The sequence below is a fragment of the Dyella sp. Tek66A03 genome, from assembly GCF_052567735.1.
Genome location: NZ_CP199584.1, coordinates 4574290 through 4598234 on the forward strand (window position 1 = coordinate 4574290; position 23945 = coordinate 4598234).

At 62.5% G+C, this 23945-nt stretch carries 18 protein-coding genes; 6 read left to right on the forward strand and 12 right to left on the reverse strand.

Annotation, left to right across the window (positions count from 1 at the left end):
- Nucleotides 1-232: 232 nt before the first annotated feature.
- The 9 genes from ACT01B_RS20240 to ACT01B_RS20280 form a co-directional block, all read right to left on the reverse strand.
- Nucleotides 233-1780: a cation:proton antiporter gene (locus ACT01B_RS20240; protein ID WP_445144996.1), complete on the reverse strand. Its 1548-nt coding sequence runs from the start codon at nt 1778-1780 to the stop codon at nt 233-235.
- A 179-nt stretch (nt 1781-1959) separates the two neighbouring features.
- Nucleotides 1960-2463 carry a PqiC family protein gene (locus tag ACT01B_RS20245; protein WP_445144997.1) on the reverse strand — a complete coding sequence of 168 codons (504 nt, stop codon included), beginning with the start codon at nt 2461-2463 and terminating at the stop codon, nt 1960-1962.
- A gap of 92 nt (nt 2464-2555) precedes the next feature.
- A complete protein-coding gene (locus tag ACT01B_RS20250; RefSeq protein ID WP_445144998.1) occupies nt 2556-4214 on the reverse strand; it encodes a PqiB family protein in 1659 nt (552 codons plus the stop codon).
- On the reverse strand, nt 4207-4656 hold the full coding sequence (locus tag ACT01B_RS20255) for a paraquat-inducible protein A (RefSeq protein WP_445144999.1): 450 nt from the start codon (nt 4654-4656) through the stop codon (nt 4207-4209). The genes ACT01B_RS20250 and ACT01B_RS20255 overlap by 8 nt, the downstream gene beginning before the upstream one ends.
- A 173-nt stretch (nt 4657-4829) precedes the next feature.
- Nucleotides 4830-5498, reverse strand: coding sequence for a paraquat-inducible protein A (locus tag ACT01B_RS20260; protein WP_445145000.1), 669 nt, complete (start codon nt 5496-5498; stop codon nt 4830-4832).
- Between the two features lie 11 nt (nt 5499-5509).
- Complete coding sequence (locus ACT01B_RS20265) at nt 5510-7459, reverse strand: acyl-CoA synthetase (protein WP_445145001.1); 1950 nt, start codon at nt 7457-7459, stop codon at nt 5510-5512.
- Nucleotide 7460: 1 nt separating this feature from the next.
- Nucleotides 7461-8414: a fumarylacetoacetate hydrolase family protein gene (locus tag ACT01B_RS20270; protein ID WP_445145002.1), complete on the reverse strand. Its 954-nt coding sequence runs from the start codon at nt 8412-8414 to the stop codon at nt 7461-7463.
- A gap of 33 nt (nt 8415-8447) precedes the next feature.
- Nucleotides 8448-9518 (reverse strand): hypothetical protein, encoded by a 1071-nt coding sequence (locus tag ACT01B_RS20275; protein WP_445145003.1) that lies wholly within the window; start codon nt 9516-9518, stop codon nt 8448-8450.
- Nucleotides 9519-9536: 18 nt separating this feature from the next.
- Nucleotides 9537-11216, reverse strand: coding sequence for a bifunctional 3-(3-hydroxy-phenyl)propionate/3-hydroxycinnamic acid hydroxylase (locus ACT01B_RS20280; RefSeq protein ID WP_445145004.1), 1680 nt, complete (start codon nt 11214-11216; stop codon nt 9537-9539).
- Nucleotides 11217-11450: 234 nt separating this feature from the next.
- On the opposite strand from ACT01B_RS20280, the gene ACT01B_RS20285 reads away from it, so the two are divergent.
- From ACT01B_RS20285 to ACT01B_RS20305, 5 genes are all read left to right on the forward strand, one after another.
- On the forward strand, nt 11451-11666 hold the full coding sequence (locus tag ACT01B_RS20285; RefSeq protein WP_445145005.1) for a hypothetical protein: 216 nt from the start codon (nt 11451-11453) through the stop codon (nt 11664-11666).
- Nucleotides 11667-11870: 204 nt separating this feature from the next.
- On the forward strand, nt 11871-13280 hold the full coding sequence (locus tag ACT01B_RS20290; protein ID WP_445145006.1) for an efflux transporter outer membrane subunit: 1410 nt from the start codon (nt 11871-11873) through the stop codon (nt 13278-13280).
- Nucleotides 13281-13308: 28 nt separating this feature from the next.
- A complete protein-coding gene (locus ACT01B_RS20295; RefSeq protein ID WP_445145007.1) occupies nt 13309-14421 on the forward strand; it encodes an efflux RND transporter periplasmic adaptor subunit in 1113 nt (370 codons plus the stop codon).
- Entirely contained in the window at nt 14418-17513 is a 3096-nt protein-coding gene (locus tag ACT01B_RS20300) for an efflux RND transporter permease subunit (protein WP_445145008.1), read from the forward strand. The genes ACT01B_RS20295 and ACT01B_RS20300 overlap by 4 nt, the downstream gene beginning before the upstream one ends.
- 282 nt (nt 17514-17795) lie before the next feature.
- On the forward strand, nt 17796-18401 hold the full coding sequence (locus ACT01B_RS20305; protein WP_445145009.1) for a TetR/AcrR family transcriptional regulator: 606 nt from the start codon (nt 17796-17798) through the stop codon (nt 18399-18401).
- 202 nt (nt 18402-18603) lie between these two features.
- Here the strand turns inward: ACT01B_RS20305 and ACT01B_RS20310 are convergent, their stop codons facing one another.
- Genes ACT01B_RS20310 through ACT01B_RS20320 form a run of 3 tightly spaced genes read right to left on the reverse strand, consistent with a single transcriptional unit; the run spans nt 18604 to nt 22459 of the window.
- Nucleotides 18604-21501 (reverse strand): AAA family ATPase, encoded by a 2898-nt coding sequence (locus ACT01B_RS20310; RefSeq protein WP_445145010.1) that lies wholly within the window; start codon nt 21499-21501, stop codon nt 18604-18606.
- Between the two features lie 14 nt (nt 21502-21515).
- Complete coding sequence (locus ACT01B_RS20315; protein ID WP_445145011.1) at nt 21516-22211, reverse strand: TetR/AcrR family transcriptional regulator; 696 nt, start codon at nt 22209-22211, stop codon at nt 21516-21518.
- Nucleotides 22193-22459, reverse strand: coding sequence for a hypothetical protein (locus ACT01B_RS20320; RefSeq protein ID WP_445145012.1), 267 nt, complete (start codon nt 22457-22459; stop codon nt 22193-22195). The genes ACT01B_RS20315 and ACT01B_RS20320 overlap by 19 nt, the downstream gene beginning before the upstream one ends.
- Before the next feature lie 299 nt (nt 22460-22758).
- On the opposite strand from ACT01B_RS20320, the gene ACT01B_RS20325 reads away from it, so the two are divergent.
- The gene (locus ACT01B_RS20325) at nt 22759-23940 is read left to right on the forward strand and encodes an OmpP1/FadL family transporter (RefSeq protein WP_445145013.1); all 1182 of its coding nucleotides are present in this window, start codon (nt 22759-22761) and stop codon (nt 23938-23940) included.
- The last annotated feature ends 5 nt before the right edge of the window (nt 23941-23945 follow it).

A 23945-nucleotide genomic window follows, 5' to 3' on the forward strand; every position in this document is an offset into this window, starting at 1 on the left:
TTTCTGCCCCCCGCTGTGGTCATTGACAACAAAATGAAAAGTGTCTTGCGCGAACTATTGCCTTGGATCGTCAGCAAACTTCCTCTGGCATGATCCAAACCATCGCGCGTCGTGCGTTGCGTGACGCGACAATGCGCAGCATCTTCGCGTCGCCAGATTCATATCCACGAGAGCAGGAAGCTCGTTGCCGTCGCGTGTTCAGCCAAACGTAAAACTAGTCAAAGGAGCTACGTTACGCGTCGGAATCGCCCACTGCGCTCGGGGCGCCTGAACTCAGCTCTACCCAGTCAAGCTCCGCCTCTACCTGGCGGTAAGCGTCATCGCCAATCGCGCCTATGCGACGCAGATTCTCAATGGCATGTCGCGCGACGCCAACGAGATGGCGTCTCAATTTATTTCCTTGGCTGTTTCCGGGACTGAGCCCCGGCAGCGCACCACTCAACGCCTCGGTGAGCTCCAGCTTTAACCGCTCAGCCGCTGGCGAATTTTGGTCATTTAGATCCGCCAGAGCAGTTCTTAGCGCGGTCTCTCGTGCCAGCGCGAGTTCCTTCCGTATCGTGTAGTCAGGAGGCAAACGAACCAATTTCAGTAACGGACTTAATGTCAGTCCCTGGATTGCGAGCGTTCCCAGTACGACCACGAACGCTGTCAGCTGGATGAAGTCGCGGTATGGAAAATCGGCTGGCAACGCCATTGCAGCCGCGAGTGTCACCATGCCTCGCATACCAGACCAACCGACCAAGAGGGCGCCGCCTAAACTCGGTACGTAGGAGGTCTCGTTATCGCCTCGGCGCTTCAGCCGAGCAAAAGCGTAGTGAATGAGCACCAGAACCAGGCGCACTACCACCACCACGGCAAGAATCACCGCAGCGACAGTGATCGAACGGATGCGTTCTTCCGGAGATAACGTCTCGAGGATAGGTCGCAGCTGTAGTCCAACCAGCGTGAATGCGAGCGCGTTCAAAATGACTGTGGCGGAGTCCCAGATTGCGAACGACGCGATCCTGACGTAGGCCGGTGACGAATAGCTGTTTTTTCGGGCGAACGTAATTGCAAATGTCACCACAGTGACGATCGGCGATAGTCCCAGCCTCTCACTTACTAACCAAATTCCAAACGTCAAACCAAACTGGAAGATCACGGCGCTTGGCACGTCTTGAAAGCGCGACATGAACCAGCTTGCGGGCCATGCCAGAACCACTCCCGCGGCGGCGCCACCCAAAACGACCAAGGCGAACATCGGCATGGCATGGCCAAACGAAAAGCTTCCCAGAACCGCGGCCGCCACTGCCACTTTGTAGATAAGTAGCGCAGACGCATCATTGAGCAAGCTTTCGCCTTCCAGCACCATCCTGATACGAAGAGGGAGCGGCAATTTTCGCAACACCGCAGTTGCCGCCACGGCATCCGGCGGAGCCAAAAGGGCACCTAAAGTGACCGCAACGGACCACGGCATACCGGGAAGGAAATGGCGTACAACTACTGCTACGACGGCTGTCGTTAGAGCCACGGCCAACAGGACCAACGCCATCACGTGATCGCGGTTGTCCCACAGATCGCGAAGAGAGGTTCGGAATGCTGCGTCCATCAGCACTGGCGCCACAAAAAGGGCAAGAATGAGGTCGGGCGCAAGCTCCAGCCTAGGGGCGCTCGGCAGTAGTGCTACCAGGGCTCCACCAATAGCAAGAATGGTTGGGTATGGCAGGTCCAGTCGCTTTGCGAGCGACGACACGAGTGCCGCGCTTAGCAAGAGAACAAGTATTGTCTCGAAAATTTGCATAGGTGCACCTCAAATCGGGTCCCACGCTCGCTCGCCCGCACCAACGCCTCATTCGGACGATGGTTTAGCCTATCGCCCACTTCACGAGCATGCTAGGCCGATGCGTGGTGCTCGCGTACTAAGGGTTCGCTCACTCACGGCACCGCATCGACATCGGTACAGCGGCCCATCATTCATCATTAAAAGCGTCGGCGAGAAATCTCTGCGGACTGGGCGTCGGTCGCGATGCGCATCGCTAATGCTCGCACCGCCTGTTGATAGGCGCGTATCAATTCTGGGTAGCCCCCAGGGGCGCCCTCATCAAAGCGGCCGGTTCCAGTCACGAGCGTGTGCCCGGAATCCTCTGAGAGGACTAGCTCCCAGTCAGCGGTCAGCTGGACGCGCTGACCTGGCCATGCATCGAAGCGCCGAACCTGCACTTTCACCATGACGACCGGCTTGTCAGACTTCATAGACAACCCCGCAACGTCCCGGGTGTTGAGCAGCATCGCCAGATGCGATGAAAGCGCGCCACGGACCTCATCGCCAAGTGGGCTGACCCAGCGCTCCGTTTCTAGCACGGCCACACCGCTGTCACCCTGCCGGACGACCATTTGGGACTGATCCAGCCCGTTGGGAATGCCGACCGGGAGCACGTTGACAAGAAACGATGCCCTCGGCTGCAGCGCCGCATCGTGTTCCAAGGGCGGAGCGACGGTGTGATAGTGAACTGGCGTCGAAGAGCAAGCTGCTAGCGCGAAAATCAAAGCCACAAGGGTAAATCGGATAACGTGTCTCATTGTGCTTGTTCCGATGGCGCGGTGTTGAAGGACGATGGAGTAGCCGTCTTCGCATCGTTTGGCAGACCTTTGATTAAGGCATCCGGGTGACGGCCGAGCATGTCAGTGAGCGTGCGCACCGACTGCGCTGTGCGTTGAACCTCGTGCAGCGCTTGCTGCAGGTTTTGCTGAAGGGGCGCGTTGTCGCCGAATGTGCTTTGAACCGTCTGGAAGGTGCGGTCGGCCTGTTGCAGTGTTTGCGTCGTCGCCGGCAGCACCTCGCCATTGACCTGCTTGAGGCTCTTGTCCAGATCCACCAGTGAAGCGTCGAGGTGCTCGCCAATGGCATCCAGCGGCATCTTCTCGATCTTGCTCACGATGTTGGCCACCTGTTCCTGCATGTGGTCAAAGCTACCTGGGACCGTGGGTATGGCGATTGGCCGCGCCGCCGGGTCGAAATCGACTTTGGGCGCATGAGGTACGAACTCGAAAGAAACGTATAGTTGCCCGGTAAGCAAGTTGCCTGAGCGCGCCTGGGCACGCAGGCCATGCTGAACCAGGTTGGTGAGGAACGCGGCCGCCTGCTCTGCCGTGTCACCGCCATACTTCGGCAAGCGCGCCAGCACACCGCCAAGGCGGGTGGGGTAAATGACCACACCAACCACGGTTGGGAAGCGGTGCGCACTCGCGTCGTAGTCGAGATCAAGGGAAACGACCCGCCCGATGTTCAGGCCGGCGAATTCCACCGGTGCACCAATCGCCAGGCCGCGTAGCGTATTGTCAAAGCGCAACTGCAAATACTGCGATGCGCCATCGGGCGGAGCCAGCGCCGTTTGTTGGTCTTTGGTCAGGTCGAACACCGTCTGCGCTGGTGCAGGAACCTGTGCTTCCCCACCGGTGTTGGCAAACGCAATGCCGCCAGCGAGCACGGTGGCCAACGATTGCGTGTCCAGTTTCAGGCCATCCGCGCCAAGCGAGATATCCACGCCACTGGCGTGCCAAAAGCGCGTTTTGGTAGTGACGAACCGGTCGTAGGGTGCATCAATGAATATTTCCAGCGTGACGTCGTGGCCATCGGCGTCAAGGCGATAGGACGCAACGTGACCGACGCGGATCCGGCGGTAGTAGATAGGCGAGCCGATGTCGAGCGAACCCAGGTCCTCGGCATGCAGTACGAAGCTTCTGCCCGGCATGCCATCGACCACGGTGGGCGGCGTTTCCAACCCTTTGAAGTGTTCGTTTGGGACAGTGGAGGGCCCCCTGTCGACTCCGATGTAGGCGCCCGAAAGCAACGTATCGATGCCCGACACACCTTGCAGGCCAATGCGTGGACGCACGACCCAGAAGCGCGTATCGGCGCGCGCCAAATTCGTTGCCCGCTTGTCCAGCGCCACGGTGGCCGTGACATGCGACCCGTCGTCGCTCAAGGCAATCGCGGAGACCACGCCCACCTTCACGTCCTTGTACTTCACTGGCGTCTTGTCGACTTCGAGGCCGTCGGCTGTCTGAAACTCGATCGTGATTTGCGGCCCGGTCGACAGCCAGGCATGCGCCAACATCGACAGCCCGATCAGTGCAGCTAGCAGCGGCACTAACCAGACCAGGGAGATGCGGTGGTTGGGGCGGATGATGGCCGCATCGTTGGGAGGCGTTACATGCCTAATTGCATCACTCATGTTCGTTTCCGTCCCAGGTCAACCGGGGATCAAATTGCAAGGCAGCGAGCATGGTGAGAATCACCACGCCGCCAAAGAAAAGAATGCCCAGACGCGGCTCGATGTCGGCCAGCGCGTGGAACTTGACGAGGCCCGCGACGATCGCGACCACCAGTACGTCGAGCATCGACCAGTAGCCAACCAATTCCACCAGGCGATAGAGCAGCGCGCGTTCGCGCCTCGCCCATGACGACTGACGTTTGGCAGAGACAAGTAGCACGCTGAGCGCGAGAAACTTCGCGCAAGGCACCGCGACACTGGCAATGAAGATCACCAATGAGATGCCGTAGGAGCCAGCCTTCCAAAATTCGATGACGCCGGTGCTGATCGTGCTGTTGCTGCCACGCCCCAGCAGGCTGGTGTACATCACGGGCAGCACATTGGCTGGGATGTAGAGGATCATTGCGGCCAGCAAGCAGGCCCATGTGCGCGCAAGGCTATTGGGACGGCGTATGTGCAAGGCCGCGCCACAACGAGGGCAGTTAGGAGCCCTTGGCAGTTCAAACGGCACTTCAGAGACCAGGCCGCAAGCATGACAGCCGATGAGACCGAGTCCGCGCGCGCGGCGTCGTGGATTCATGGCGTTGCCTCGCGCTCTGTGAGCTCCCAGAGTTGGCGCGCATCAGGGCTGGCTATCACTGTGAGCAGTACCGTCAGAACGCCAATAGCCCAGAGCCCCGCGCCGGGGATCACGTGCACGAAGCCGGCAAGCTTGATGACCGAAACCAAGATCCCGATCAGCGCCACCTCAACCATGCTCCATGGGCGGAGCGCCACGAGCACCTTCATGGCCGTCCGGAAACCCGGCGCCCGCCGACCTTGGCGCGCGTACGCCAGCAACCATCCGAGCAGAAGCATCTGCACCAAGGGCACGGCGATGACCGTCATGGCTGCGGGTACGGCGACCAGCGTGATGGGTCCCTGTGCCAGTGCGGCAGCGGCTTGCCATAGCGTCGCCTGGTGATGCAGTCCCTGAAAACGGATACTGATGATCGGGCAGACGTTGGCCATGACATACACCACGATGGCCGCCATGGTCAGAGCCAGCCAGCGATCGACATCCAGCCGCCCTGCGCGGTAGAACGGCGCCGCGCACACTTCACAGCGCACGGTTTCTCCGGGCGCTAGCGTAGGTCGCTGGTATACCGCGTCGCAGTGCTCGCAAACGATGAGGTTCGGAAAGGCGTTCATGATTTCGAGGCAAACTCCGGCCTCCCGCTCACGCGGGAGATAGGCCTTGGTCATGGTGATGAGCGCTATTTGGCCGTAGTGATCTGATACGGGAATGCAAACAGACCAAGCACTCTTGCAGCCTCTTTTTCGGCCGCTGGTTCTCGCACGCGCACCGTGACGGCCAGTGTTTTTTTCTCGTAGTCCATCGAGGCGATCACCGCAACGACATCAACGGCGGCCTTGGTGAGTGCTGCCGCGAGCGCGCGCTCGGTTTCCACGCGTTTAAGATCCGGCTTGTAGATCTTGCCGACGGCCGTCAACGGCATCGTTTCGATGACAGTAATGGCCTTGGGCATGGCCGCCCGCTCACCGATGCGGGATGCCAGGTAGCTAAGTAGTTCCGACTCGCTGACCTCAGCGCCCTGCTTGAGCTGTACGTATGCCACCGGCAGCTCGCCCGCATGGCTGTCGGGACGACCCACTGCCGCTGCCAATGCAACCGCCGGATGCGCGTACAACGGTTCTTCGATGGTGGCGGGGTCGATGTTATGCCCCCCTCTTATGATCAGTTCCCTGGTGCGTCCCTTGAGCCAGAAGTAGCCATCGGAGTCTCGGCTTGCCAGATCGCCGGTGTGTAACCATCGTTCGCCGTCGCCAAGGTCGAGCCAGAGGTCACGGTTATGCTCTTCGTTGAGGTAACCCGCGAACACATTTGGGCCGTTCACCGTCAGCACGCCTACTTCACCATCGGCGGCATCGCGCTGATAGGTGCCGTCGTCGCCCAGGATGACCGTCTTCATCGCTTGTCCCGGAATGGGCAAACCCACTGAGCCAACACGGCGGTCGCCCCGCGGTGGGTTGATGCTGCTGACACACGTCGCTTCGGTCAGGCCATAGCCTTCCAGAACGGCCAGGCCGGTCTCCTCCTGGAAGCGGCGAAACAGTTCAGGTGGCATGGGGGCCGCGCCACATAAGCCGAACTGTAGCGAATGGAGACGGTGACCCTCGCTCGGTACCTCGAGTAGTGCGCTGTATATCGTGGGGACAGCACTGAAAAGGTGAATTTGATGATGCTCGACGATGGCCCAGAACTGGGAAAGAACGCCCTCGCCGCGGTAGCCGTCGGGCGTACCCATGATCACGTGAGATCCCTTGGAAAAGGGCAGCAGGCCGGTTACCAGCGCGCCGTTCACATGGAATAGCGGCAAGCCACAAAACACGTTCTTTCCGGGACCGATCCCATCACCGATCATCTGCGACACACTCCACGCATTGGTCACCTCGTTGCGGTGACGGCGCATGGCGATTTTCGGAGATCCGGTCGTGCCGCCTGTACAGAAGAATGACGAGTAGTCGTTTGGATCAATGCGGCGTCCGCTGAGCAGCCGATCGCTCGGCTGGCCATGCATGGCTAGACCGAAATCATGGAACTGCACGTTGGCGGGCGTCTTCGACGTGCCTTCCCAACAGACATGCCCCGCATCACGCGATAGCTGCACGCGCGATGGCAAACGCTTGCGCCCCATGACACGTTCGGCAAGATTGACCAAGACCACATGTTCCAAGCTGGCCACCCGTCCCAGTTCGGGCGACAGCTTGCGCCACAGCCCTCCATCCTCGAAGGACGACAGCGTGACCAAGATACGCGCGTTCACTGCATGGAGCAGCTGCACGATCGCCTCCGACTCCAGCAAAGGGTTGATCGCTGCCACGATGCCCGACGCCTGCCCGCCCCAAATGACGAAGTGCGTTTCGGGAAGATTGGGCAGAATGTAGGCGATCACTGTGTCTTTGTTCGCGCCGAGTGCATGAAACAGGTTTGCCGTTCGGGTGACGTCCTCGAAGAATTCGCGATAGTTCCATTTCTCCGGATAGGGAAAATCGGTCGCATGCAGAAAGAACGACAGGGCCGGCTTTTCTGGATACTGCAGCGCAGTACGCTGCAGCATGTCGTAGGTGCTGTCGGGGAGGCTCAATGCGTTTCCTTCCGCCTCGATCGCGGCCACATGCGCCTGATCAGTGACGCCTGACATGTCACTGCTCCTCCACGATGAGGTTCCGCTGTGCGCCAAGGTGAATCCTGCCATCGAAACTGCGGATCCTGGATTCGACCACATCGCCCGGCTTCAAATATTGGATGCGCTTCGCCTGGATCTTCAGGAACAGCGCCCACTTGGTCTGCTCGGGCAACAGGCTGACGGCGCGCTGCTTGGTGGGTGATGGCACGGAAAGCGCACACCCAGCGGGCGTGCCTGTCGCCAGAAGATCGCCCACGGCAAGATCATGCACGCCGGATAGCTCAGTCAGGGTTTCCGCAGGCCCGTAAACCAGGTGACGGGTCGTGTCATGCTGGCGAACCTGGTCGTTTACGGTGAGGGTGAGTTGCAGCTGGGCGAGCTGGGCGATGTCAGACGGGTCCAGCAGACAAAGATAAGGCCCGACCGGACCGAATGTCCGGTAGCTCTTTCCCTTATAAAACTGCATCTGCGGAATCTGCACGTCGCGTGCGGAATAGTCGTTCACGATAACAATGCCGGCAATGTACTCGTGCAGGTTCTTATCAGTGACTTTCACGAACTCGCGAATATCGCGCTTGAGCACCAAGCCCAGCTCGATTTCATAGTCCAGGAACTTGACGTGCTTCGGACGGACGACGTTTGAATTGGAAGGCACGATGCAGCTGGATGCCTTGGCGAAAATCATATTGAACGTCTTGGTGTCGGGATTCATGCCCGACTCGATCATGTGCCGGCGGTAATTGGCGCCCTGGCACACGAATTGTTGATTGTGTGTGATTGGCGAGAGCAGCGCGACGTCGCGTTCGTGAACTTGGGGATCGTCCAGCAAACGAAGCATGTCGATGGGGTTATCGCGAATGAAATCCGCCGTGGACGGAAACTCGCCGGGGACGGGAGTGATCTGTCCATCACGGATGACACCCCACTGCGTGCGTCCGCGCCAAGAAAAATGAATGATGTTTAGAGACATGGAATTCGTTCCGTAACTTGTTGGGTGTAGGCGTCAGCCAAAGACCTTGTGCAGCGCGCGCAGCTTGGCGACGCTGAGGTCGGGACTCTCGCGCAGGCCACGCACTACTGCAGCCACCGTGGAAAGACCGAGCTTGGGACGGGTGAAACTGGCGGGCATGACTTGCCCCCATTGCGACATGGCCTCACGGCTCGCTTCGTGGACGCCCATCGGCACATCCGCAGTGAAGAGATCACCGTCGCAGTAATGCTCGTGCTTGTCGCCCCACGGATCATTCCAGTAATCGAAGATCTGGCTGCCAAGGATGTGCCGCCCAATTCCCCATGCGTGTTCCCTACGGTGCTCCCTAAGCACGCGCTCACCCATGCCGACCGCGTCCGCGTCCACCAGTTCATAGGCGCTGTGGCTGTAAGCCGGCGCAATGCCCTGGGCCAGTGCCAACGTGTGGTGGTCGGCCGGCTTGTCGCCCAGGTCCAAGCGCATGAAGACCGCCGCGGGAGACCCGTCCGGTAGCACCTGTACATCGCTTGGGATAAAGCCGAAGTGCTGCGTGTACCACGCGCACGTGGCCTGGAAGTTCGCAAGTTCGAGTACGACGTGCCCAAGCTTGATCACTTCCGGCGCGCAGAGCGGAGCCCGCTGCGTTTTGTTGATTCGGTGCACATCTGCCGGCGCGTTAACGGGAAGGATGGGCCGATGATTGATCTCCTCGACCGCATCCTGGCCTTGGATCACATCAACCTGAAAGCCCGAGGGATCCGTCAGGTGCACGCGCCAACCGCCGCCCGGCCAAGAGCAGGGTTCGGCGCGGCTGGCGCCGGCCACGTTCTGCAGCGCTTTTAGCTCCGCGACAGTCTCCACGCGCAGCCCCAGACCCGCGAATCGGGCCCTGCCGCCTCGCCGAACGACATAGCAGAAAGGAGACGCTTCCGTTCCCCGAAAGAACACGAGGTTCTTGCGGCGTGACACAAAGCGCAAGCCGAAGTCGGTGAGGAACTCGGCCGCTTCAATGAGGCTAGGCCGCTCGAAGATCAGGTAGGCAAGCCCGGTGGCCCGGGTAGTTGGATTTGGGTGCCGCGCCGGCTGAGGAGATGTGAGTTGCATGCAATGAATTCCGCGCAGTTAGTGGGCTTGGATAGCAAGCGGTTCGGCCTGGGCTTCCCGCGCGCCGAGGAGATCAAGGCTCTCGCGGACAAGTTGGTTAGCGTGTTTCGCCGGCCCGTCGTGCAGGATCGTGCGATCTGGACGGACCACGGCGAGCCATCCGACGCGGGCGAATCCGGGCAGGAAGACGCCGGTCAGGTCTTCCCAGGCTCGCTGCGTGCCGGTGCTGGGGCGCTGTCCGCGATGGGTGATCTGCACGAGTTGGCCACCCGCGCCAAGAAATTGATGCAGCAGGAGTGGCTCGAGGAGTTGGTAAGGGTCCACGCCAAAACCGATCAGCGTTAAGCGGGGATCAATGGCGTCGTCGCTGAGCCGGATGTCACCGTCACGCCGGCGAACATAACCTTGCGGAAACATGGATCCGCGAATCACTTTCGCGGCGGAATGCCCCTTGGCGAAGAGGCCACGCGCAAAGGTGCTCTTGGGCTTGACGCCAAGCTCCTCGACGTAGCGGCGCAACGTTGGAATCCAACGCGACAATTGCATGAAGCCGTGGATAAGTAACGCCGTAACGGCGTTACGAGGCATCACCAACTTGCCCATCAGTTGCGCCAGGTCAATCATCGCCTTGGCGTGCGGGCGCCGTTCTTCGTCGTAGCTGTCCAAAATATCTGGGACAACGTGTCCTTTGATGGCCCAAGCTAGCTTCCAGCTAAGGTTCAGAGCGTCGCGCAACCCGGCCACCAATCCTTGGCCAATAAACGGCGGCGTGACGTGCGCGGCATCCCCAGCAAGGAACACACGCCCCTTGCTGAAGGCACCGGCAACACGCGCATGGAATCGGTAGACGGCTCGGCGCTCGATATCGATCGTCTGAGGCGTTCCCCATGGCGCAAGCAGTTCCTTGATGCGCGCATCGGACTCCATGTCTTCCCGGGTCTCCTCTGGGTGAAGCCTGAACTCCCAACGCTCACGCCCGCCCGGCGCGGGCAGGTGTGGCCCCGGCCGCCGGTGGTCACAGAAGAACTCCACACGATCGACGGATCGCTCGAGCTTTTGCGCATCGACGATGAGCCAATCCTCAATATAGGTTTTTCCTTCGAACTTCTGACCGATCAATCGGCGCACTAGCGACGATGCGCCATCGGTGCCCACCACGTACCGGGCGCGCACGACCAAGTCGGTGTCACGCTCGATGTGAATATTCGCGACTACGTGGTCTTTCTTCTGGATAAGACCGATCAGCGTTGCGCCTAGCAAAACGTTCACGCACTCGTAGCGCTCCAACCGCATGCGAAGCATGAGTTCCAGCTCTGGCTGGTAGAACGTCACCAGCTTGGGATGTCCGTCGATGGGCCCGAGCGTATTGATTGCTCCGAACTCGCCCAATTGGGGCGAGATGAGCCGTACGGAGGGTACGGCAAGCTGCTCGAAGTCGCGCTCGCCGATGCCAGCCTGTTGCAGGATGCGCAGCGCTTCGTTGTCCAGAGCGATGGCCCTGGGGGCCACGAACAGTTCCGTGGATTTCTCAACGGCCAGCGTACGCACACCATAGCGTCCAAGCAGGTTGGCGATCATGGCGCCCACCGGGCCCATGCCAACGATGAGCACATCCACGTCAACTGCGGACTTGCCCGCGGAGAGATAGCTCTCGCCCGTGCCGGTTTCGGATCGTGTCGTCATTTCGTCAAAAACCATGGCTGGATTCCCATTCGGTATCTCGGTTGACCTGTTGTGTCGTCGCATGGCTGGGCCGATTGGCGACGGTGCCCATGCTAGGAAGTAGTCGCATCCGAGTCGTCAGCGACCGGTCGCGATTCGGTCCGGGTTGGGTACGGATGCTGTCGCGACCGAATCGCGACGGTTCGCTGACCCCCCGCGCGTCGAGCTGACCTACGCTGTGATGCAGGTCATTTCATCTATAGGTCTGCAATGGTCCTCAACCCCGAATCCAAGTACCCGAATCGCCGCGCATACGTGTTGAAGCTGCGTAGCGATGCCGCGCCAGGGGCCCTGATGGGCCGCCTCGAAAACCTCGTCTCCGGGCGTCAGCGCGAGTTTTCGTCTGCCGAGGAGCTGTTGGAGTCGCTTGCCTGCGACCTCGCTTCGGCGGCTGGCGAGAGCGCGGCGTCCGCTGGGGACGTGTAAGCCTCCCGATGGCGACCGAACGATGACGCATCGCTGACGACTTCGCCTGGCCAGCTCCCTACGCTGGCCTCACCCTCGAATCCAGACAAGTCCAATCCCATGCCGCGACTTTCACCCCCCCTCCCGCTGTCCGGGCGTGCCCCACAGAAAACCTCCCAACATGCCGGTCGCCTGGCCAGCACTGCCGTCGCGGCAACGCTGGCCGTGTCAATTGCCCTGCTTCTTTCCGGCTGTGCCACGCCGGTCCTTCACCCGAAGGTCGACGTGCCTTCCACGTTCGCCGCGACTAGCGCCTCCGAGATCGAGCCGGAGGCGGCCTGGTGGGAGACGTTTCACGACCCGGTGTTATCCGACCTGGTTCGTCGCGCGGCACTGGAAAACCGTGACATCAAGATCGCCACTGAGCGCCTGCGTGCCGCGCACGCCGGACAGACGATCAGCCGGTCTTTCCTGTACCCCAGCGTCAGCGCGAGCGGCGCGGGCGCCAAACACGACTCTGGCTACAGCGATGCCATCAAGCAGGTCCTGCCGGACGCCAAGGGCAGCGGCGCTGGGCTGGACGTCGCGTGGGAGGTCGATCTCAGCGGCCGCTTGCGTGCCGGCGCCGCCGCGACCGATGCCGATGCCATGGCTGCAGGAGACAATGTGCGCGGTGTACGGCTGATGGTGATGTCCGACGTCGCCAGCAACTACTTCACGTTGGTCGGTGCGCTGCGGCAGCTAAACACGTTGAGGGCGATTTCGGCCGCCCAAGACGAGACGCTGCGCCTGGTCAAGGCGCGCTACAACGTGGGCTTGGCGACGCAGTTCGACGTGGAGCGCGCACGCACCGACGCTGAATCAGCGCGCGCGCAGATCCCGCCACTGGAAACGGTTGCGGCAGTGTCGCAGCACCGCATCGCGGTACTGATCGGTGACCAGGCGTTCAATGCCGCGCGCATCGAGCCGTGGCAGGGCGACGCGGTCGTGCCGGAGATCCGGCCCGGACAGCCCGCCGAGCTGCTGAAGCGCCGCCCGGACGTGCTCGCGCTGATGGCGCAGCTCGATGCGGCGAATGCACGCCGCCGGGAGGCCGCGGCCGAATGGTTCCCGCGGCTCTTTCTCGGCGCGTCGTACGGCCAGCAGAACATGACACTGAATGGCGTCGGTCTCGGCGCCGCCCGCTTTACCAACGTGGCGGGCCTGCTCGCCATGCCGATATTCAACGCGGGACGCACGCAGGCGATCAACGACGTCGCGAAAGCCAGCCAGCGTGAGGCGCTGCTTCGCGCCGAGGACGGCATCGTGCGCGCGCTCGAAGACGTGGAGAACTCGCTGGTCGCGCTGTCGTCTGAAAAGCAGCGCACAGGGTCTCTAAATGCCGCCGCCACCTCCGCCGATGCGGCGCTGGAGCACGCGCGATCGCTGTATGACCGCGGACAGATTGACCTGCTGCCCCTGCTCGACGCGCAGCGCGCCCGCCTCTCGGTGCGGCTGAGTGCGAACGACAGCCACACCCAGCTGCTGCTCGACAGCGTGCAGCTCTACAAGGCGCTTGGCGGAGGCTGGCAGGCCTTCGAACAGTCCGCCAACAGCTCTGCAACCAGCGACGCCAAACGTCCGTCCGAATCCTGATAACCCACCGCCTTCAGAGGGAACCGCCTTGAAGAACTCATTTACCGCGGCCGGCGCCCTGGCCGTAACCGCAATGCTCTCCGCCTGCAGCTCGCACAAACCACCCGAGCAGGCGCCCCGACCCGTTCGGGCCGTCGAGCTCCGCTACGACAACGCCCGCCAGGCTCACCGCTACGCCAGCACGGTGCAGTCGCGCTACGAGGTGAACCAGGCCTTCCGTGTCGCCGGCAAGGTCGCCCAGCGCAAGGTCGATGTCGGCCAGTTCGTGCACGAGGGCGACGTGCTCGCCGTGCTCGACGACAACGACTTCCGGCTGGCACAAGAAGCGGCACGGCAGGCCTGGACCGCTGCGGCCACGCAGGCCCGCCTGACCGATTCGGACCAGCGGCGCCTGAGTGCGCTGAAGACGGACGGCTCGGTCAGCAGTTCGGACGACGAGCGTGCGCAAAGCAGCGCGCGGCAAGCGCGCGCTAACGCCGACGCCGCCCAGAAGAACCTGGAACTTGCGCAAAACCGGGTCAACTACACGGTGCTGCGCGCGTCCCGCAGTGGCCTCGTGACCTCCGTGGCTTTTGAAGTCGGGCAGGTCGTCCCCGAGGGGCAGCCCATGGTCTCGATCGCGGACCCCGGCTCGCCCGAGCTCGTTGTCGATGTCCCCGAAGACCAGCTTGCGACCTTCAAGGCAGCGCACTTCAGGGCGTCGCTGGCGAGCGCACCCAACGACGTGTTCGACGTCACGTTGAGGGAGCTGTCGCCGCAGGCGGCGGCGCAGACGCGCACCTACCGTGCGCGGCTGAATCCGGTCGAAGCGCGAGCTCTGCCGCTCGGCGCGACCGCCACGCTGCAGGTCGATCGCGTGATGTCGGGAACGCTCACAGCGACCATCCCCGCCACGGCGCTCACGCAGGATGGCGGCAGGCCCGCGGTGTGGGTGGTCAAACACACCGGTAAGCAGTCGGTGGGCACCGTAGAACTGGTGTGCGTAACGGTGCAGGGCTATCAAAACGACGACGTACTTATTGTCGGGCCGCCCGCCGGCGACCAGGTCGTGACGGCGGGCGTGCAGAAGATGGCGCCCGGATTGCAGGTCGCGCTGCCCGGCGTGGCTGAAGCTGATGCGAACACGGTGGCTACGCAATGAAAAACTTCAACCTCACCGACTGGGCGCTGAACCATCGCGCAGTCGTCCTCTTCTTGATCCTCGTCCTGGCAGTGGCGGGTGTGATCAGCTTCACCAGGCTGGGCCAGCTCGAGGATCCGAACTTCTCCGTGCCCTCGATGACGGCCATGGTCATGTGGCCGGGCGCCACGTCCGAGCAGATGCAGAACGAAGTGCTCAACCCCATGGAGAAGAAGTTCGAGCAGCTCGACCACTTCGAGAAGGTAGTGACCTTCGCCCGTCAGGGTTATGGCGGCATGACGATCACCGTGAAAGGTGGCACCTCCAAGGCGGAGCAGCGTGAGGCCTGGTACCAGGCCCGCAAGAAGCTCCAGGACATCAGCCTGGACCTGCCCAAAGGCGCCGTCGGTCCGATCGTCAACGACGAGTACGGCGACGTCTATGGCCTGATGTACGCCATCAAGGGCGACGGCATCGGCCAGGACGAGCTGTCCGACGCGGCCGAGACGATCAAGCGCCAGATGCTGCACGTGCCGATGGTCAAGAAGGTGGACATCGTCGGCAAGCAGGCCAAGCGCGTGTACATCGAGTTTTCGCACGAGCGGCTGGCTGCCCTGGGCATCACACCGGCGGCGATTGCCGAAGCCGTGCGCAGCCAGAACGAGCTTACGCCGGCCGGTTCGATCGATACCCGCAGCGACCGCGTCATGGTGCGGGTGAGCGGCCAGTTCAATAACCTGGACGACATCCGCAACGTGCCCATCTCGGCCAGTGGCCGGCAGATCAAGCTCGGCGACATAGCGACCGTCAAGCGCGGCCTGGAGGACCCATCCACCTACACCGTGCGCTATGACGGCCAGCAGGTCCTAATGCTCGGGATCTCGATGACCAGCGACGGCAATGTCGTCCAGCTCGGCAAGGCGATGAACCAGGCCGTCGCCAAGATCCAGTCCGAACTGCCGTACGGTGTGGAGCTGCAGCAGGTGGTTGACCAACCGACCGTGGTGAAAGACGCGGTTTGGGACTTCGAGCGCTCGTTGATGGAGGCGCTGGCCATCGTGATCGCGGTAAGCCTGGCGAGCCTGGGCTGGCGCACCGGCCTCGTCGTCGCGGCCTCGGTGCCACTGGTGCTCGGCGGCGTGGCCATCGTGATGCTGGCGATGGGCTGGAATCTCGAGCGCATCTCGCTCGGCTCTCTGATCATCGCGCTGGGCCTATTGGTCGATGACGCGATCATCGCCATCGAGATGATGGTGGTGAAGATGGAGAGCGGCTGGGACCGCGTGAAAGCGGCGGGCTACTCCTACTCGGCCACCGCGATGCCGCGCCTGACCGGCGCGCTGATCACCATGGCCGGCTTCCTGCCGATCGGCATGTCCAGGTCCAGCTCCGGCGAATACGCCGGTGGCATCTTCTGGATTGTCGGCACCGCGGTACTTCTGTCGTGGCTATGCTCCGGTCTGTTCACGCCGTACCTTGCGGTCAAGTTGCTGCCCAAGGACCTGGGTAAGCACGCTCACGCCAGCGATCCGTACGACGGCAAGTTCTATCGCAAGCTGCGCGGGCTGATCGACCAGGCCATCGAGCGGCGTTGGCTGGTGATCGGCGCGACGGCGGTAGGGCTGGCATTGGCGCTGGTGGGCGTGAAGATGGTGCCGCAGCAGTTCTTCCCCAACAGCGATCGTCCGGAGCTGGTGATCGACCTGCGCATGAAGGAAGGTGCTTCGTTCGCGGCGACGACCGAGCAGGTGAAGAAGTTGGAAGCGGTGCTAGCGAAAGACAAGGATGTCGAGTTCTACACCTCCTACATCGGCGCCGGTGCACCCCGCTTCTACCTGGCGCTCAATCCCGAACTGCCCAACCCCGGCTATGCCCAGTTCGTGGTGATGACCAAGAATCTGGAGATGCGCGGGCGGGTGCGCTCGCGGCTGACGGCCGTGGCGGACCAGCAGTTCCCGCAGGCCTGGGTACGCGTCACCCGGTTGGAGCTGGGCCCGCCGGTAGGCTTCCCGGTGCAGTTCCGCATCGTCGGTCCAGACACGCAAGTCGTGCGCCAGATCGCCCGAGACGTGGAGCATGTGGTGGCCTCCAACCCCAAGGTGCGCGACGTCCAGCTCGACTGGAACGACCCGGTACGCGCGCTGAAGGTCGACCTGGATCAGGACAAGGCACGCGCACTCGGCCTGTCGCCGGCCGACGTGTCGCTGGTGACGCAAACCGTGATGAACGGCGCGACCCTTTCGCAGCTGCGCGAGCACGAGGATCTGATCGACATCGTGGCCCGTGCGGTGCCCAATGAGCGGTTGAACCTCGGCACGCTGCAGGACATCAACCTCTACACCCGCCAGGGCACCGTGGTGCCGCTGTCGCAGGTTGCAAAGGTCAGCTACAAGCTGGAGGAGCCCGTGCTGTGGCGCCGCAACCGCGACATGGCGATTACCGTGCGTGCCGACGTCCAGGACGGCGAGCAGGCTGTGTCAGTGACGCAGCAGATCGTGCCGATGCTGAAGCAGATCGAAGCAGGCCTTCCTTCGGGGTATCGCATCGACGTCGGTGGTGCGGTCGAGGAGAGCGACAAGGCCAACAATGCTCTAATGGCAGTGGCGCCCTTGATGGGCTTGAGCATCATGCTGCTGCTGATGCTGCAATTGCAGAACTTCTCCCGCATGGGCATGGTGATGCTGACGGCGCCGCTAGGAATGATTGGTGTGGTGCCAGCGCTGCTGGTGTTCCAGGCGCCCCTCGGTTTCGTCGCAATCCTTGGCATCATCGCGCTCGGCGGGATGATCATGCGTAACTCGGTGATCCTGATCGACCAGGTGCAGACCGAGATCGCCGAAGGCCACGACCCCTGGAGCGCAGTGCTGAATGCCGCCATCCACCGAACTCGTCCGGTGGTGCTGACGGCGCTGGCGACCGTGCTCGCGATGATCCCGCTCACCCGAAGCGTGTTCTGGGGGCCGATGGCGATCGCGATCATGGGTGGCCTCACCGTGGCGACGCTGCTGACGATCTTCTTCGTCCCGGCGCTGTACGCAGCGTGGTTCAAGATTCGCCGCCAGACCGAAGACGAGCCAGCCCCTCTCCCGGGCACGGCGGTGGCTACACCCTGATCGACGTGGAAAAGGTCTGTATCTGAGCAAGCTCCCGGCCAGATGGAAGAGCCGCGGAGCATCTGACCAACCTTGATGAAACCGCGAAGGTCGGGCGCAGCGTTACCAACGGAGGACCGGTCAAGGCGCGCATACGCGCGCCCTGACCGGTCCCGCCAGGCGGCATCTATCTTCGCAAAGACCTGCGTGGCTTCCTTCCAACTGCCGCGGCACGGAACTACGAAGGTATCCCGCGCCAGGCGTCGGCGACGCACAAAACCGTTCCAATGGAAAACTCAGGTTATGCATCGCCATCGTCTTACAAGGCAACAGAGCCGCGAGCAAACGCGAGAGCGTCTGCTCGATGCAGCAGCCACGGTCATCACAAGTAAAGGGCTGGCGGCGACGACTGTTGAGGACATCGTCGAGCATGCAAGCTATACGCGCGGCGCGTTCTATTCGAACTTCAACAGCAAGCTCGAACTATTTGGCGAACTGCTGAAAGCAGACCAGGCCAGAATTAAAAATGGCCTGCGGCAGCTACTGGATAGCAGCCTTCGCAAAGAAGACCTGGAACATGCCCTCGCGTCGCGCCATCACCGGCACCAGCATTCAATGCTCTGGGCCGAGGCGCGCCATCATGCAATGCGTGACACGAAATTCCGTCAACTGCTTAATGCATTGATCCTTGAGTTGCTTGATCTTATCGCAAGCCTCATTGATGAATCCTGCGAGCGCATGAAGCTCGAGCCTTCAATATCCACCCGCGAGCTCGCGCTTATGACGATGGCTCTAATCGATGGCTCACTTTACTTTGATATGAACATGCCAAATGAAAAGCCCGGTGGCACACTTCGCGCACATCTAAACACGCTTTTCATCGCAGCATTCTCTGGCAATAGAGCCTGATCGCGCAGGCCCGACGGGATCTTCTTTCGCCTGGCAACGCGCCGAGCGCCAGATCCGTAAGACGCAAATTTTCTCTGCCGTATGCGGCTACTGTTCGTTGGCGCTGGTGGCGCGCATTGGTGGCTTTAGTCTCACTCTCGCCAGGGCGCCGTGGGAGCAGCGGGTGCGCGAGCAGGACGGACCGAGCCGCGCTGCATGCCCGTCAGTCTGGCTCCACGCTTTCGATCAGCTCGCGCGCTCTTCTGAGCAAGGGCGTATCGTGCGCCTCGGGCAGCCGGCCGACCAGCGTCCGGAGGGCGCCGCGCTCCTCGGCCGTCGCGGTGGGGTGCCCGCACAACTCGACCAGAGCGAGGAGTTCGAACCACGACGCCTCTTGTGTCCGCGCCTCCTCGATGGCCCGCCGCGCGGAGGCGGCGCCGGCATCGGTCTGACCACGTGCCCAGGCGATCGCCGCCTCGAGGAGCAGCAACTGGGGCAGGTACACGCGCTCGGTCAGCTCCTGCGCGACCTGCAGGGCTGCGGCGAGCTCGGCTTGCGCCGCATCGATGTCGCCGGCCAAGAGCAGGGCCTGCACCGCATATCCGAGCACCTCGCTGGCGCCGGAGCGCATCCCGAGCCGGGTGTTCTCTTCGTAGGCCTCCCTGATTCGGCGATAACCTTCGCGTGGCTCTCCCTTCCAGGCGTCCGCCCAGCCGCGGAACCACCGGCATGCCGTTCGGCCCTGTCCAAGCGAGAACTCGTCGACCAGCGCCTGCATCTCGTCGGCCAACGTCGCGACACGTTCGGTATTGCCCAGGCGAACCTCGAGCAGGGCTTCCAGCCAACTGGCGATCAGCTGCGTCATCGGTTGCCGCAGCTCACGGGCGCGCGCCTGCGCCTTTTGCATCTGCGTGCGTGCCTGCCGGAGCAGGCCGCAACGCACCAGCTCGATGGCCAGCATCCCGAGCAGGGTGACCTGGGAATCGGCGACGAAAATCTCTTTCGCTGCGAAGTCCAGCGACTCGGCGTAGGCGAGTCCTCGCTCGATCCACGAGCGCGTCGCCTGCGACTGGCCCTGCAAATGGTGCACCTCGCCGTGCACGATGCAGGCGGCCAGCATCAGCCCCGGATCGTCCGCCCCGGACGAGAGCGCTTCGGCACGCTCCGCCACCGCCAGCGCCTGCGCATAGTCGCCGCGCAGGCTCAGCAAGTAGCCGAACCCATGTAGCAGGCGCCCACGCATCGGGTGCTCGGGGGCATTCGCCAGCAGCGCGTACGCACGTTCGAACGCGCTGTTGGCCTTGCTGCCGACGCCGAGCGTGTGGAAGGCCGCCACGCCTTGCAGCGTGGCCAGGGTGATCTCGAGCGCGTCGCGCTCCGGCCCTTCCGGCGCCTGCGTCAACAGGGCCGACGCGCGCTCGGTGAGCCCGATGCACGCGGCCGGGCTGAAGTGCAGCAGTGCGGCTTCCGCCGCCTCGGCGTAGTAGCGCAGCGCGGTCATCGGCTGTCGCCCGCGATCGAAGTGCATCGCCAACTCCGCCGCGGCGACCGGCACACCGGCCGAGCGTTCGTGTTCGAGGGCAACGCCCACCTGGCGATGCAAGCGGATGCGCACCGAGGACGGCGTGCGGTCGTACAGCACCCGGCGGAAGAGGCCATGCCGGAACGCGTAGGGCAGATCGGACGCCTCGTCATCTTCGACAGCCCGCGATGGCGTGAGCCACATCTGTTCGCGCACCAGCTCCTCGCAGGCGTGGGCCACCGAAGGGACGTCCCGCTCGAGGGTCAGCGAAACCGTCTCGCCGCGGAACTCGACCCCGCACACCGCCGCCGCCGAAAGCAGGGCACGCTGCTCCTGACCGAGTTTGGCAATGTAGTGGTCGATGATGGCTGCCAGGTTGTCCGGAACTGCCACATCCGTTAGGCGCGCTTCGATGGTGGCCTCGTCGTTGGTTCGGTCCATCACTTCGCTGATGACCGACGACACGAACAGCGGCACGCCGTCGGTGCGCTCGTGCAGGGCTCGTACGAAAGATTCGTCGCGCGCGAGTGAGGCCGAACGCTGCGCGACATAGTCGGCGACCTCGGTCTCCGAGAACGGGTCGAGCACCACCTCCTCGCACAATCGGTGCAGGCGCAGCTCGTGCCGCAGAGAGTTGAGTGGGTGATCGAGCGCCACCACCTCGGTTACGCGGAAGCTTGCCAGCCACATCAGTCGCGCCTGACCACGTCGCCGGGCGACGTAGTCGATGAGCTGGATGGTGGCCCGGTCGCTCCAGTGCAGGTCTTCCGTGACCAGCAGCAGCGGCCGCTGTTCCGTGTAGCGGTCCAGCAGCTCGCCCATCTCCCGCAGCATGCGGTCCGGGCCGACGCCGGCGAGTTCGCGCCGCAACGCGTCGCGTTCCTCCGCGGTGCTCAACCATGGCAGCTGCAGCAACCAGGTCGGCGCCACGGCGCGCAACAGCGCCGGCAGCGCGGGATCGCCGCGGCACAGGTCGGCCAGCGCCTCCAGCACCGGCAGGTACGGCTCGCCGGTGCCATAATGCTCCACGCATTGGCCGCGCGCGCAGGCGACGCCGTCGAGGCTGGCAACGAACTGCTCGATCAGTGTCGTTTTACCGATCCCCGGTTCGCCGGCAATCCAGGCCAGGGCGCGCTGGCCGCCACACGTGAGTGCCCATGTCCGTTGCAACTTCGCAAGTGCGCCGACGCGACCGATGAACTGCGTCGACGGTCTTGCGCTCGCAGCCGGCAACGTGGCGGGCGCGAGCGGCGTCGACGTCGCGGACTGCGGCGAGGCGATGAAGCGATAGCCGCGTCGCGACACGGTTTCGATGTAGCGGGGTTGCTGGGCGTTGTCACCCAGCGCCGTGCGCAGGTCGCTGATAGCCGTTTTTAGCACCGAGTCGCTGACGAACCGGTGCCCCCACACCGTATCAAGCAAGGCATCCTTGGTCAGCAGCGAGCCTGACTGACTTGCGAGTACGCACAACAGCGTGAAGGGCGTGGGCGCCAAGGCCACCGGCTCGCCATTACGCAACAATCTGGCATTGGCTTCGTCGAGCTCGAACTCGGCGAACCGGATTCGGACCGGGTTCGGATGGGGTTGTGGACTCGTCACGCTCGATTCCTACGTCAATTCGTGCGCCGACGCTTGCCAATACTGGGCCCACGCGCCCGTGGCGGCCCTGTTCTCTCTCGCGCGGCTTGAGCGGGTATCGATGATGTCGCACATGTATGGCTAACCGGGAACGGTGGCACTCGTTCTAATGGCTTGTTGGCAACGGTTTCAGCGACCTTAGTTGCAACACCCAAGGATCGAAGCGAGGCTGCAGCGGTCATTTCGGCAAAGTTTGGCTCGCAATCGGGCTTCAACATGCAATGGATGGCACCGATCACTGCACCGGACACCATATTGAGTGCCAGTGGCATGGGCATGGGACGAAAACGGCCACACCTCATTCCTTCTTCGATGTCACGACGTACGAAGTCGAGCAAAAGGTTGGGACCTTGTGTGTCCGGCCACCCCAATTGGACCAAGAAAGCGGCTGCAACAGGGTCGTGCAAAGCTAGCCGGCAAACCAAGCGGATGCCACACGCGATGCGCTCGGCCGGGTCATCGCGCTCCCGCACGATCGGATCTGCCAGGCAAACCAGGTCGGTGGCCATCTTGATGGCCAGTTCCTGCACCAAGGCCTGGGGCGATGGATAGTATTTATAGAACGTTCCTCGCGAGACGCCCGCCGCCGCGATCACATCGTCAATGGAGGTCGACGATGCTCCCTGCGCAGCAACCAATTGGAGAGTGCTGCTCAGCAGTCGCGATCGCATACGTTCACGCCGCTGCGCGGCCACGCGAGGTCGATGGTCTGGGCTTTCCATAGAAGTCGAATGTGCTCCGGGTTGCCTGCCCGACGTTTAGCAGGGCGAATCGGCAGATCGTTTTTGCGGCGCACCGATGGCGTCACATACGACGCGCCAGACACATAGTAGACCCGGTTCTCCGCCTTCAGAACGCACGATACGGAGCCGAGTGGCTGTTTGCCCCGCCATTGTCGCGCCGCCGGTGTCTTGCGCATCCGCTAGGTCCGGAACGACGCACTACGTGCCAACGAAGTCTCTTAAGAGTTCCAGGGCGCTTCGCCTACCGCGATGTCCAGTGTGCGGTGAGACTCGCCCTCTCCCACCGGCGAACCAAAGGCCAGCGCTTCGCAGGACCGCGATTTCATCCGGGACGCGGCACGAACTGGCCGCGGCTGGGTCCGGTCCTCCGGTCGCCGGACTTACCGAGTGCGACGTAAGACTATACAACAATGACGTTGTTGTCATGATGACATAACTGTCATTATGTAAGCCTAACGTCCTCGGGGGAGGAAATATGAAGTCCAAGCAAGTTGTGTTGTCTCTGGCGGTCTGTGCCGCATTGTTCGTCGGGTTATCCCGGCCGGCCTGGGCGGTGAATGGTGCCCAACCGGGCGGAAACGGTGCCGCCAATGCCGCGATGGGCGGCGCATCGATCGCTCTGCCGCTCGATTCCGAAGCAGCGGCCAACAACCCGGCCGGGCTCGCTTTCGTGCCTTCTTCAATGACTCTTGGCCTGCAGGTGTTCCACGGGAACTCCTCTTCGCACTACGTGCTGCCCGGTAACACGCTGCACAACAGCGAGACAACGTTCGGCCCCGAGGGTGGCGTGAACTGGCATGTGTCCTCCCACTGGGCCGTCGGACTGAGCGTCAACTTCGGGGGCGCCGGGGCCGATTACGGACAGCCAGCGCTGCCGGTGCCGGACGCGCCTAACGCAAAGACATCGCTCCAGGTCATCGAACTTGTCCCGACGGTCGCCTGGCGGCCAAGCGACAACTTTGCCATCGGCGTAGGTCCCAACCTCGCGTACGAACGATTCGAAGCGCAAGGCGTCATCGTCCCGGCCCCCGTCCCCGGTGGATTGCTTCCGTTACCCAAACACGGTCAGCAGCAAGCCACTGGAGTCGGCATGCGTATGGGCATCTTGTGGAAGCTGACGTCCGACCTCTCGCTTGGCGCCAGTCTCAAGTCGCGTACCTCCATGGGCCGTCTCGCCGGCTATGAAAAGGACTTACTGGCTTATAGCGACGGCCATCTCGACATTCCTAGCCAGTACGGCGTGGGCATCGCGTGGCGGGCTACGCCCAACCTCACCTTGGCGGGGGACTGGCTGCGGATCAATTGGGGCGATCTGAGGGTGATGAAGGATCCCGATGGCTTCCGTTGGCGCAATCAGCCGGTTTGGCGAGTGGGAGCTGCATTCGCTCTCGATGATGCCTGGACGCTAAGGGCCGGCTACAGCCACAGCCAGCGTCAAATCACCAGCGACGTCACAGTGCAAAACCTGTTCGTCCCGTCGATCAACAACCGTGCGTTCACCGCCGGAATAACTCGGCGACTCAACCAAAGCAGCTCGGTCAATCTCGGCTACGAGTTCAACCCCAAGACCACGCTGCAAGGCAGCGGCTTGAGCACCGGCACCTCCCTGACCAGCAAGGTGCAGATGCTCATGGCGAGTTACCAACACGACATCTAAGGACC

Bases quoted from the DNA above. Each gene is read 5' to 3' on its own strand.
- ACT01B_RS20240 (WP_445144996.1), bottom strand. From the start codon at position 1,780: ATGCAAATTTTCGAGACAATACTTGTTCTCTTGCTAAGCGCGGCACTC.
- ACT01B_RS20250 (WP_445144998.1), bottom strand. From the start codon at position 4,214: ATGAGTGATGCAATTAGGCATGTAACGCCTCCCAACGATGCGGCCATC.
- ACT01B_RS20255 (WP_445144999.1), bottom strand. From the start codon at position 4,656: ATGATCCTCTACATCCCAGCCAATGTGCTGCCCGTGATGTACACCAGC.
- ACT01B_RS20260 (WP_445145000.1), bottom strand. From the start codon at position 5,498: ATGACCAAGGCCTATCTCCCGCGTGAGCGGGAGGCCGGAGTTTGCCTC.
- ACT01B_RS20265 (WP_445145001.1), bottom strand. From the start codon at position 7,459: ATGTCAGGCGTCACTGATCAGGCGCATGTGGCCGCGATCGAGGCGGAA.
- ACT01B_RS20270 (WP_445145002.1), bottom strand. From the start codon at position 8,414: ATGTCTCTAAACATCATTCATTTTTCTTGGCGCGGACGCACGCAGTGG.
- ACT01B_RS20275 (WP_445145003.1), bottom strand. From the start codon at position 9,518: ATGCAACTCACATCTCCTCAGCCGGCGCGGCACCCAAATCCAACTACC.
- ACT01B_RS20280 (WP_445145004.1), bottom strand. From the start codon at position 11,216: ATGGTTTTTGACGAAATGACGACACGATCCGAAACCGGCACGGGCGAG.
- ACT01B_RS20285 (WP_445145005.1), top strand. From the start codon at position 11,451: ATGGTCCTCAACCCCGAATCCAAGTACCCGAATCGCCGCGCATACGTG.
- ACT01B_RS20300 (WP_445145008.1), top strand. From the start codon at position 14,418: ATGAAAAACTTCAACCTCACCGACTGGGCGCTGAACCATCGCGCAGTC.
- ACT01B_RS20305 (WP_445145009.1), top strand. From the start codon at position 17,796: ATGCATCGCCATCGTCTTACAAGGCAACAGAGCCGCGAGCAAACGCGA.
- ACT01B_RS20315 (WP_445145011.1), bottom strand. From the start codon at position 22,211: ATGCGATCGCGACTGCTGAGCAGCACTCTCCAATTGGTTGCTGCGCAG.
- ACT01B_RS20320 (WP_445145012.1), bottom strand. From the start codon at position 22,459: ATGCGCAAGACACCGGCGGCGCGACAATGGCGGGGCAAACAGCCACTC.
- ACT01B_RS20325 (WP_445145013.1), top strand. From the start codon at position 22,759: ATGAAGTCCAAGCAAGTTGTGTTGTCTCTGGCGGTCTGTGCCGCATTG.